This is a genomic window from Mycobacterium sp. NGS41 (genome assembly GCF_059812725.1).
Genome location: NZ_JCALDF010000003.1, coordinates 298,221 through 308,610 on the forward strand (window position 1 = coordinate 298,221; position 10,390 = coordinate 308,610).

Sequence of the window (10,390 nt, forward strand, 5' to 3'; positions counted from 1 at the left end):
CATTTCAGCCGGTGAGCAAGTGCTGCGGTAGCCGTGTCGGAGAGGGTGGGGGTTTGAGATTCGGCGTCGTCGGTTTCATCGTGGTCCTCGTCGGGGCATACATCGCGGCGGTGGTGCTGTATGCCCAGGGCGGTTCGCTCCACCAGCCTGCGGAAGCCCCGGCTGCGGGTGACCGGTCCACGGCGACGATGGCTGTGGAAGACATCCAGTCCAACTACCGGGTCCTGTCTGCCAACCTGACTATTTCGCCCGGAGCCGCGTTGTTGGATCCGCAAACCCAGCACCTCAACCAGGACGTCACGCTCAGGGTCAGATCCGCGGCGATGCCTACCCGCATCACGTGGACGAGGGGCATGCTGCCCGGAGTTGTCGCCGTTCAGCTCACCATCGCGGGCGAGATCGAAGACTGGCCCTTCGATCGCTACCGGTCGGGGCCGATCGAGGTCGAATTGCACCACGGGGCCAGCGAGGCCGTCGTCGAGCGGGTGCCCGTGACGTTCGTCGCCCAACTTCCCGGCTGGAACGTCCTCGTCAACGAAGACAGCGGGGTCGGCCCGTACCGAGTGACTCTGCAGCGGTCGCTTGGCGCAGCCGCGTTCGGTCTGGTCATCCTGGCCGTGCTCGTCGCCATCGCCGGGCTGGGCTTATTCGTTGCGATTCAGACGCTGCGGGACCGACGACCGTTTCAGCCGCCGATGACGACGTGGTACGCGGCAATGCTGTTTGCGGTGGTACCACTGCGAAACGCACTCCCGGGGTCGCCGCCGTTCGGCGGCTGGGTCGACATCACCCTGGTCGTCTGGGTGCTCGTGGTGTTGGTGATCTCGATGCTGCTCTACGTCGCCTGCTGGTGGCGGCACCTGAAACCCCACGTCGAGCAACCCGAAGAACCAGTCGCCGCGCCGTCGGATAGCTGAACCGCGCTTCGACGCGCCTGCCGAAGTCATACGCGCCATGTCAAAGCGTGCGAAGGTTGACGCCGTGGCGGAATCGGTGCGGGCGCGACTACACGGCGTGTGGCTGGCGGTGTGGCACTTCATCACTAACGCCCCGCTGACGTACACGTGGCTGCTTGCGTTGGCGATCACAACCGTCTATCAGCACGTGGTCACCGGACAGAAATTGCATTCGGTGATGCTGCACCGCTACACCAACATCCACCAGCTGGCGACGGACCCGCTTAATGTGCTGTTCTCCAGCCTGTTTTGGATCGACGGCAAGAATCTGGAAGCGTACCTGCTGCTGTTCACGCTGTTCCTCGCCCCCGCAGAGCACTGGCTTGGCCAGCTGCGTTGGCTGGCAGTGGGATTGAGCTCCCACATCCTTGCCACGTATATCAGCGAAGGACTGCTCTACTGGGCGATCGAAAACCACGACGCGTCGGAACGGTATGTGCGCGCTCACGATATCGGGGTGAGCTACTTCCTGGTCGGCGTGATAGCCGTCCTCGCCTATCACATCGCGCGACCGTGGCGCTGGGGCTATCTTGCGGTGCTGTTCATCATCTATGGGTTCCCGCTGATCACGATGGACCGCATCGGACTGAACTTCACCGTGATCGGTCACTTTGCTGCGATCGTGATCGGTCTCGCTTTCTATCCGATGGCCCGGGAGCGCAAGCGACCCGCGCTGAATCCGGCGAACCTGAAGTCGGCCTTTCGGCGGTCCGGGTCCCGCGAGCAGTCAGCCTGACGGGCTGTCGCTGAGCATGGAATGCTGGCTCTGATGCGGCATTACTACTCTGCAGACGCGATCCGCGAGGCCGAAGCGCCGCTATTGGCCAGCCTCCCCGACGGCGCCCTGATGCACCGCGCGGCCTTCGGGCTGGCCACCGCGATCATCCGCGAACTGACCGAGCGCACCGGCGGGATTACCGGCCGCCGGGTGTGCGCGGTCGTCGGCTCGGGCGACAACGGCGGTGATGCGCTGTGGGCGGCGACCTTCCTGCGTCGCCGCGGCGCGGCGGCGGACGCGGTGCTGCTGAACCCCGACCGCACCCACCGCAAGGCGCTGGCGGCGTTCACCAAAGCCGGTGGCCACGTCGTGAAAAGTGCATCGGCGACAACCGATCTCGTCATCGACGGGGTGGTGGGCATATCCGGCTCGGGTCCGCTGCGGCCGGCCGCGGCCGAGGTGTTCGCGGCTCTGGAAAAGGCGGGCGGGGTTCCCGTGGTGGCGGTCGACATCCCGAGCGGCATCGACGGGGCGACCGGGGCGATCACCGGGCCGGCGGTGCACGCCGCGGTGACCGTGACCTTCGGCGGGCTCAAACCCGTACACGCGCTGGCCGACTGTGGCCGGGTCACGCTGGTCGATATCGGACTGGACCTGCCGGATACGGACGTGCTGGGTTTCGAGGCGGCCGACGTGGCCGCGCGCTGGCCGATGCCCGGTCCCCGAGACGACAAGTACACCCAGGGCGTGACCGGCGTGATGGCCGGCTCGTCGACGTATCCGGGGGCCGCCGTGCTGTGCACCGGTGCCGCCGTCGCAGCCACCTCCGGCATGGTCCGCTACGCGGGCGGCGCGCACAGCGAGGTGCTTGCGCAGTGGCCCGAGGTCATCGCGTCGCCCACCCCCGCAGCGGCGGGGCGGGTGCAGGCCTGGGTGGTCGGCCCAGGGCTGGGCACCGACGACAGCGGGGCCGCCGCGTTGTGGTTCGCGCTGGAGACCGACCTGCCGGTGATCGTCGACGCCGACGGACTGACCATCCTGGCGGCCCACCCCGATCTGGTGGTCAATCGCAATGCGCCGACGGTGCTGACCCCGCACGCCGGTGAATTCGCCCGGCTGGCCGGGGGCCCGCCGGGGGACGATCGCGTCGGGGCGTGCCGCAAGCTCGCCGACGCGTTCGGCGCCACCGTGCTGCTCAAGGGCAACGTGACCGTCGTCGCCGACCCGGGCGGACCGGTCTACCTGAATCCGGCCGGCCAATCCTGGGCGGCTACCGCGGGATCCGGCGACGTGTTGTCCGGGATGATCGGCGCTCTGCTGGCGTCGGGCCTGCCGCCCGTCGAGGCGGCCGCGGCCGCGGCCTTCGTGCACGCCCGCGCCGCGGCGCTGTCGGCGGCCGACCCGGGCCCCGGCGACGCGCCCACGTCGGCTTCGCGAATTCTGCACCATATCCGCGCCGCCCTGGCCTCTCTCTAACGTTGTAGCCGCTTCATACGAAAGGATTCGCCGTGTCCCGCACCCACCCGTCGATGGCCACCCATTCGATCGCTCCCGCCTACACCGGCCGCATGTTCACCGCGCCGGTACCGGCACTGCGGTTGCCCGAGGAGTCGATGGATCCGGAGGCGGCTTACCGTTTCATCCACGACGAGCTGATGCTGGACGGCAGTTCGCGGCTGAACCTGGCCACCTTCGTCACCACCTGGATGGATCCGCAGGCCGGGAAACTGATGGCCGAGACCTTCGACAAGAACATGATCGACAAGGACGAATACCCGGCGACCGCGGCCATCGAGCAGCGATGCGTCTGTATGGTCGCCGACCTGTTTCACGCCGAGCACCTCAGCGACCAGGACCCGACCAGCGCCTGCGGGGTGTCCACCATCGGCTCCAGCGAGGCGGTGATGCTTGGGGGGTTGGCGATGAAATGGCGCTGGCGCGCAAAGGTTGGGAAGGATTGGAAAGGTCGCACGCCCAACCTGGTGATGGGCTCTAACGTGCAGGTGGTCTGGGAGAAGTTCTGCCGCTATTTCGACGTCGAGCCGCGCTACCTGCCGATGGAAGAGGGCCGCTACGTCATCACTCCCGAACAGGTCGTCGATGCGGTGGACGAGGACACCATCGGCGTGGTGGCGATCCTGGGCACCACCTACACCGGTGAGCTCGAGCCCATCGCCCAGATATGCGCGGCGCTGGACAAGCTGGCCGCCGGCGGAGGTGTGGACGTTCCGGTCCACGTCGACGCCGCGAGCGGCGGCTTCGTGGTGCCGTTCCTGCACCCGGATCTGGAATGGGATTTCCGGCTGCCCCGGGTGGTGTCGATCAATGTCAGCGGCCACAAATACGGGTTGACCTATCCCGGCGTCGGTTTCGTCGTATGGCGCAGCAAGGAGTACCTACCCGAGGATCTGGTGTTCCACGTGAATTATCTGGGCGGCGACATGCCGACGTTCACGCTGAACTTCTCCCGCCCCGGCAACCAGGTCGTCGGCCAGTACTACAACTTCCTGCGGCTGGGGCGCGACGGATACACCAAGGTCATGCAGGCCCTGTCGTCGACCGCGCGGTGGTTCGGTGAGCAGCTACGCACCGGGGAGCATTGCGAGCTGATCTCCGACGGCTCGGCAATCCCGGTGGTCAGCTTCCGGCTGGCCAAGGACCGCGGCTACACCGAATTCGACGTCTCCCACGAGCTGCGGACCTTCGGCTGGCAAGTACCCGCCTACACCATGCCCGACAACGCCACCAACGTGTCCGTGCTGCGCGTCGTCGTGCGCGAAGGGCTCTCCGCCGACCTGGCCCGCGCCCTGCACGATGACGCTGCAAAGGCGCTGGCGTCGCTGGACAAGCTCAAGCCAGGCGGGCACTTCGACGAGCAGCACTTCGCGCATTAAGCGCGGGTGGTAACAGCCCGCGAGCGTTACCTGGCGGCGATTTGAGGCCGAATTTTTCGCCATGTGGTTACGCTCGGCGACGTTCGGAGCCCGCGCTCTGGGACAATGGCGGCCGTGGCCGTTACGCCGATATCCCTGACGCCGGGCGTCCTAGCCGAGGCCGTGGTGGACCTGGCCGCCATTGAGCACAACGTGCGGGTGCTGCGCGAACACGCCGGCAGCGCGCAGGTCATGGCTGTCGTCAAGGCCGACGGTTACGGCCATGGCGCGATCCGCGTGGCCCACGCCGTGCTGGCTGCCGGGGCGGCCGAACTCGGCGTCGCCACCGTCGACGAGGCGCTGGCATTGCGTGCCGACGGCATCACCGCGCCGGTGCTGGCCTGGCTGCACCCGCCCGGCATGGATTTCGCGCCCGCGCTGCAGGGCAATGTGGAGATCGCCGTGTCGTCGGTCCGCCAGCTCGACGAAGTGCTGGAGGCGGTGCGCCGGACCGGCCAGACGGCGACGGTGACGGTCAAGGTGGACACCGGGCTGAACCGCAACGGCGTGGCCGCGGCGCAGTATCCGTCGGTGCTGACCGCGTTGCGCGAGGCCGTCGCTGAGGAGACGGTCCGGCTGCGCGCGCTGATGTCGCACATGGTCTACGCCGACCAGCCCGACAACCCCATCAACGACGTTCAGGCTCAACGGTTCACCGAGATGCTGATGCAGGCCCGCGATCAAGGAGTGCGGTTCGAGGTGGCGCACCTGTCGAACTCGTCAGCCACCATGTCGCGGCCCGACCTGGCCTTCGACATGGTGCGCCCAGGCATCGCCGTGTACGGCCTGAGTCCGGTGCCGCAGCTCGGCGATATGGGACTGGTGCCCGCGATGACAGTGAAATGCGCTGTGTCGCTGGTGAAGTCGATTCGCGCTGGCGAAGGCGTGTCTTATGGGCACACCTGGGTCGCCGAGCGTGACACCAATCTGGCGCTGCTGCCCGTAGGCTACGCCGACGGCGTCTTCCGGTCGCTGGGCGGACGCCTGGAGGTGCTGATCAACGGTCGGCGTTATGCCGGCGCGGGGCGGATTTGCATGGACCAGTTCGTCGTCGACCTGGGTCCCGGACGGGTCGATGTCGCCGAAGGCGACGAGGCGATTCTCTTCGGGCCCGGCAGTTCGGGCGAACCTACGGCACAAGATTGGGCGGATCTGCTCGGCACCATCCACTACGAGGTGGTCACCAGCCCCCGCGGCCGCATCACCAGAACCTATCGTGAGGCCGAAAACCGTTGAGCGGTGAAGAGACTCGCAAGCGCAATACCTGGCGTGCGGGAAGCACCGGGCTGACCGCGGTCGCCACGATCGTAGGGGCGTCGGCGCGCCGGTCGATGGCCGAGCGCGCCAGCGTCCTCGAAGACCCGTGGTCCGACGAGGATTTCGAGCGGCTGGACAGCGATCGCGGTCGGGTGGTGACCACGCCCGACGGGGTACGGCTGGCCGTACGCGAGGCGGGTCCGGTGGATGCGCCGCTGACCGTCGTATTCGTCCACGGATTCTGTCTACGTATGGGCGCCTTCCACTTTCAGCGGATGAGGCTCGGGGAGCAGTGGGGCGCGAGCGTGCGAATGGTGTTCTACGACCATCGTGGGCACGGGTTGTCCGGCGAAGCCGATCCCGACACCTACACGCTGACCCAACTCGGCCAGGACCTGGAAACTGTGCTGCAGACGGTCGTCCCGCGCGGGCCGATCGTGTTGGCCGGTCATTCTATGGGCGGCATGACGGTGTTGTCCCATGCCCGACAGTATCCCGAGCAGTATGGCCGCCGGATCGTCGGCGCTGCGTTGATTTCGTCTGCGGCCGAAGGAGTTTCCAGATCGCCGCTGGGTGAGTTCCTGAAAAACCCAGCGCTGGAAGCGGTCCGGTTCACGGCTCGGTCCGCACCGAAGCTGATGCACCGCGGCCGCACCGCCTCGCGGTCACTGATCGGCCCAATCCTGCGTGCCGCGTCGTTTAGCGACCTGCGGGTCAGCCGGAGCCTGGATGCGTTCTCGCAGCGGATGATGAACGGCACCCCGATCGCCACTCTGGTCGGGTTTCTACATGCCCTGGAGGTGCACGACGAAACCGCCGGGCTGTGGACGCTGCTCAAGATCCCGACCCTGATCACGTGCGGTGACCACGACCTGCTCACCCCGGACGAATACTCGAGGAAGATGGCGGCCTGTTTGCCGCAGTCCGAACTGGTCATCGTCACTGGTGCCAGCCATTTGGCGTTGCTGGACAAGCCCGATGCGATCAACGAGGGACTCGTCCGGCTGGTCGATCGGGTCACGCCGAGCAAGATGGCGCTGCGGTACCGGCGTTTCCGCGAAAGGTTCCGACGGCATGGCTGACGGGTTTTCGGGCACCGCGACGTTGGAGCGCGTCGAGGACACCGTTGCGTTGGGGTCGAAGTTGGGTGAGCAGCTGCGCGCGGGCGACGTGGTGGTGCTCTCCGGGCCGCTTGGCGCCGGAAAAACGGTGCTGGCCAAGGGTATTGCCGCGGCCATGGATGTCGACGGCCCGGTCACGTCGCCGACCTTCGTGCTGGCGCGCGTACACCCGCCGCGGCGGCCGGGCGGTCCGGCGATGATCCACGTCGACGTCTACCGGTTGTTGGATCATCGGGGAGCCGATCTGCTGGCCGAGCTCGACTCGCTGGATCTCGACACCGAACTCGACGATGCGGTAGTCGTGGTGGAGTGGGGCGAGGGCCTGGTCGAGCGGCTGTCCGATCGGCACCTGGACGTGCGCCTCGAGCGGGTCAGCCATTCCGACGTGCGGATCGCGACCTGGGAGTGGGGGCGCTCGTGACTGTGATTCTCGCCCTCGACACCGCCACTCCGGCCGTCACGGCCGGTGTCGTCCGGCTGCCCGATCTCGCCGTGCTGGCCGAGCGGGTCACCGTCGACGCGCGGGCGCACGCCGAGCGACTGACTCCCAACGTGCTGGCCGCTCTCGCCGATGCCGCGCTGACGATGGCCGATCTCGCCGCGGTGGTCGTGGGCTGTGGTCCCGGCCCGTTCACCGGCCTGCGGGCCGGTATGGCCACGGCCGCCGCGTACGGCCATGCGCTGGGCATCCCGGTCCATGGTGTGTGCAGCCTGGACGCCATCGGCGGGCAAACCACCGGCGAAACCCTGGTCGTCACCGATGCGCGGCGGCGCGAGGTGTATTGGGCGCGCTACCGCGACGGCATCCGCACCGACGGTCCCGCGGTGAATGCCCCGGCTGATGTCGACCCCGGTCCGGCGCGCGGGGTTGCCGGCTCGCCCGAGCACGCGGCGCTGTTCGGCCTACCGGTGTGCGAGCCGGTCGCCCCGACACCTGCGGGTTTGGTGTCCGCAGTTTCCGATTGGGCCGATCAGCCCGCGCCGCTGGTGCCGTTGTACCTGCGCCGGCCGGATGCCAAGCCATTGGCGGCTCGGGCATGACCCGTCACACCGCCGTCACGTTCCGCGCGCTGACGCCCGCCGACGCGAAACGCTGCGCCGAGCTGGAAGCCCAGCTGTTCGACGGCGATGACCCGTGGCCGGCAGCGGTGTTCAATCGCGAACTGGCCAGCTCGCACAACTATTACGTGTGCGCGCGCAGCGCCGACGGACTGCTGGTGGGATACGGCGGCATTTCGCGGTTGGGCCGCAGACCGCCGTTCGAGCATGAAGTGCACACCATCGGTGTCGACCCTGCCTACCAAGGACAGGGCATCGGCCGCCGGTTGCTCAACGAACTCCTGGAGTTCGCCGACGGCGGTGTCGTCTACCTGGAGGTGCGCACCGACAACGAGGTCGCCATCGCCCTGTATCGCAGTGTGGGATTCGACCAGATCGGTCTGCGCCGACGCTACTACCGGGTCAGCGGCGCCGATGCTTACACCATGCGGCGGGAAGCACAGTGACGACCATCCTGGCGATCGAGACCTCTTGCGACGAAACCGGAGTGGGCATCGCGCGACTCGACCCCGACGGCACCGTGACATTGTTGGCCGACGAGGTCGCGTCCAGCGTCGACGACCACGTCCGGTTCGGCGGCGTGGTGCCCGAGATCGCCTCCCGGGCGCACCTGGAAGCGCTCGGTCCCGCAATGCGTCGCGCGCTCGAGGCAGCCGGACTGAACCGACCCGATATCGTCGCCGCCACCATCGGGCCCGGGCTGGCAGGTGCGTTGTTGGTGGGAGTGGCTGCGGCCAAAGCGTATTCAGCCGCGTGGGAGGTGCCGTTCTACGCGGTGAACCACCTGGGCGGGCACTTGGCCGCCGATGTCTATGAACACGGACCGCTTCCTGAATGCGTGGCGTTGCTGGTGTCCGGAGGTCATACCCACCTACTGCGGGTGCGTTCGCTCGGCGAGCCGATCGTCGAGCTGGGCAGCACCCTCGACGACGCGGCCGGCGAGGCGTACGACAAGGTGGCGCGGCTGCTGGGCCTGGGCTACCCGGGTGGAAAAGTGCTCGATGACCTGGCCCGCACCTGCGGCCGGGAGGCCGCGGAGATCCCCGTTTTCCCGCGCGGCATGACCGGCCCGGCCGACGACCCGTACGCGTTCAGCTTCTCCGGGCTCAAGACCGCTGTCGCGCGGTACGTGGAAAGTCATCCCGACTTCCGGACCGCCGATGTCGCGGCCGGCTTCCAGGAGTCCGTCGCCGACGTGCTGACCAAGAAGGCGGTGCGCGCCGCTACGGAGTTGGGTGTGTCGACCCTGCTGATCGCGGGGGGAGTGGCCGCAAATTCCCGGCTGCGCGAGCTTGCCAGCCAGCGCTGCGCGGCGGCGGGCCTGACACTGCGGATTCCTCGGCCACGGCTGTGCACCGATAACGGGGCGATGATCGCCTCGTTCGCGGCACACCTGGTGGCCGCAGGAGCGCCGCCGTCGCCGCTGGACGTGCCCTGCGACCCCGGGCTGCCGGTGGTGAAAGGGCAGATGACCTGACGGTCAGGTCGCTTGGGTGACGATGAGCAGGTTGTTGCTGGTCGACCAGGCCTGGGCGAAGGTACCCATGGGGATTTGCTCGTCGCGGCCGGTTGGGGTGCCGCTGTCGTTGAGGTGGACGATGTCGGAGCGGGTGTCGACCCCCGTGACGACGACCGCGTGGTCGGCGTTGGTGCGCTGCCCCTTGCCCGGCGGGTAGTTCCAGATGGTTTCGGCGTTGATCGCGGCGATCACTTTGTGGCCGCCGGCCAGGTCCTGCTCGAGTGTCGCCATGGTGTTGCCGGAGGTGAGGTCGGATTGGACGCCATATTTCTGCAGCAGCACGACCATGTCTTCGGGGGAGGTGCCGTCAAAGAGGTAGATGTTTCCGCGGTGGCTCACGCTTTTGGTGAATATGCCGCGCAACTCGATACCGATTTGCGAGGGTTCTCGGCCGGTGACCTGGCCGACCACGTCGGCGACGGACATCAGGCCGCAGTCTTCCTGGTGCTGGTAACGCCAGTAGGGGGCGGCGGCTCCGGGGTCGCCGTACATCTGGCCGTTCGGGTCAGCGCTGGCCACTCCGACGCCGGGTCCGGCCAGTCCGATGGCGGCCGCGACGATCAGTGTGGCCGCGCCAACGATGCGGTTCGGGTTGAGGATGCCGGTGAACATGAATGGATTATTCGCGCGGTACCTGATGGATTCCTGAAAGCCACGCCGGGAAGCAGCGGGGCCCCCTTGAGTGCTAGCACTCTCGTGTATAGAGTGCTAGGTGGCAATCGGACGAGCCCTGTGCCGGCACCCGCGACGACGGTGCAAGGACGCGGACGAATGCCGAATCACCTGGTAATTCGGACGGTTCGGGGCTCGCCCCGGACCGACCGCCA

11 protein-coding genes are annotated in these 10,390 nt (G+C 67.6%); 10 read left to right on the forward strand and 1 reads right to left on the reverse strand.

Translation table 11 applies throughout. The annotated features are described in order from the left end of the window. The first annotated feature begins 53 nt into the window (after window positions 1–53). From AC5Y21_RS05340 to tsaD, 10 genes are all read left to right on the forward strand, one after another. Window positions 54–917, forward strand: a complete 864-nt coding sequence (locus AC5Y21_RS05340; RefSeq protein WP_499910136.1) for a DUF4436 domain-containing protein — start codon at window positions 54–56, stop codon at window positions 915–917. A 64-nt stretch (window positions 918–981) separates the two neighbouring features. Then, window positions 982–1,692, forward strand: a complete 711-nt coding sequence (locus tag AC5Y21_RS05345; RefSeq protein WP_499910138.1) for a rhomboid-like protein — start codon at window positions 982–984, stop codon at window positions 1,690–1,692. A 33-nt stretch (window positions 1,693–1,725) separates the two neighbouring features. Further along, window positions 1,726–3,150 (forward strand): NAD(P)H-hydrate dehydratase, encoded by a 1,425-nt coding sequence (locus tag AC5Y21_RS05350; RefSeq protein ID WP_499910140.1) that lies wholly within the window; start codon window positions 1,726–1,728, stop codon window positions 3,148–3,150. Between the two features lie 32 nt (window positions 3,151–3,182). After that, the gene (gene gad, locus AC5Y21_RS05355; protein WP_499910142.1) at window positions 3,183–4,568 is read left to right on the forward strand and encodes a glutamate decarboxylase; all 1,386 of its coding nucleotides are present in this window, start codon (window positions 3,183–3,185) and stop codon (window positions 4,566–4,568) included. 114 nt (window positions 4,569–4,682) lie between these two features. Further along, entirely contained in the window at window positions 4,683–5,843 is a 1,161-nt protein-coding gene (alr, locus tag AC5Y21_RS05360) for an alanine racemase (protein WP_499910144.1), read from the forward strand. After that, entirely contained in the window at window positions 5,840–6,946 is a 1,107-nt protein-coding gene (locus tag AC5Y21_RS05365; RefSeq protein ID WP_499910145.1) for an alpha/beta fold hydrolase, read from the forward strand. The genes alr and AC5Y21_RS05365 overlap by 4 nt, the downstream gene beginning before the upstream one ends. Next, window positions 6,939–7,406: a tRNA (adenosine(37)-N6)-threonylcarbamoyltransferase complex ATPase subunit type 1 TsaE gene (gene tsaE, locus AC5Y21_RS05370; protein ID WP_499910147.1), complete on the forward strand. Its 468-nt coding sequence runs from the start codon at window positions 6,939–6,941 to the stop codon at window positions 7,404–7,406. The genes AC5Y21_RS05365 and tsaE overlap by 8 nt, the downstream gene beginning before the upstream one ends. Continuing rightward, window positions 7,403–8,026: a tRNA (adenosine(37)-N6)-threonylcarbamoyltransferase complex dimerization subunit type 1 TsaB gene (gene tsaB, locus AC5Y21_RS05375; protein ID WP_499910148.1), complete on the forward strand. Its 624-nt coding sequence runs from the start codon at window positions 7,403–7,405 to the stop codon at window positions 8,024–8,026. The genes tsaE and tsaB overlap by 4 nt, the downstream gene beginning before the upstream one ends. Beyond that, window positions 8,023–8,490 (forward strand): ribosomal protein S18-alanine N-acetyltransferase, encoded by a 468-nt coding sequence (rimI, locus tag AC5Y21_RS05380; RefSeq protein WP_499910149.1) that lies wholly within the window; start codon window positions 8,023–8,025, stop codon window positions 8,488–8,490. The genes tsaB and rimI overlap by 4 nt, the downstream gene beginning before the upstream one ends. Next, entirely contained in the window at window positions 8,487–9,521 is a 1,035-nt protein-coding gene (gene tsaD / locus AC5Y21_RS05385) for a tRNA (adenosine(37)-N6)-threonylcarbamoyltransferase complex transferase subunit TsaD (RefSeq protein ID WP_499910150.1), read from the forward strand. The genes rimI and tsaD overlap by 4 nt, the downstream gene beginning before the upstream one ends. A gap of 3 nt (window positions 9,522–9,524) precedes the next feature. On the opposite strand, the gene AC5Y21_RS05390 is transcribed toward tsaD, so the two are convergent. Beyond that, window positions 9,525–10,175, reverse strand: coding sequence for a C39 family peptidase (locus AC5Y21_RS05390; protein ID WP_499910151.1), 651 nt, complete (start codon window positions 10,173–10,175; stop codon window positions 9,525–9,527). Between the last annotated feature and the right edge of the window lie 215 nt (window positions 10,176–10,390).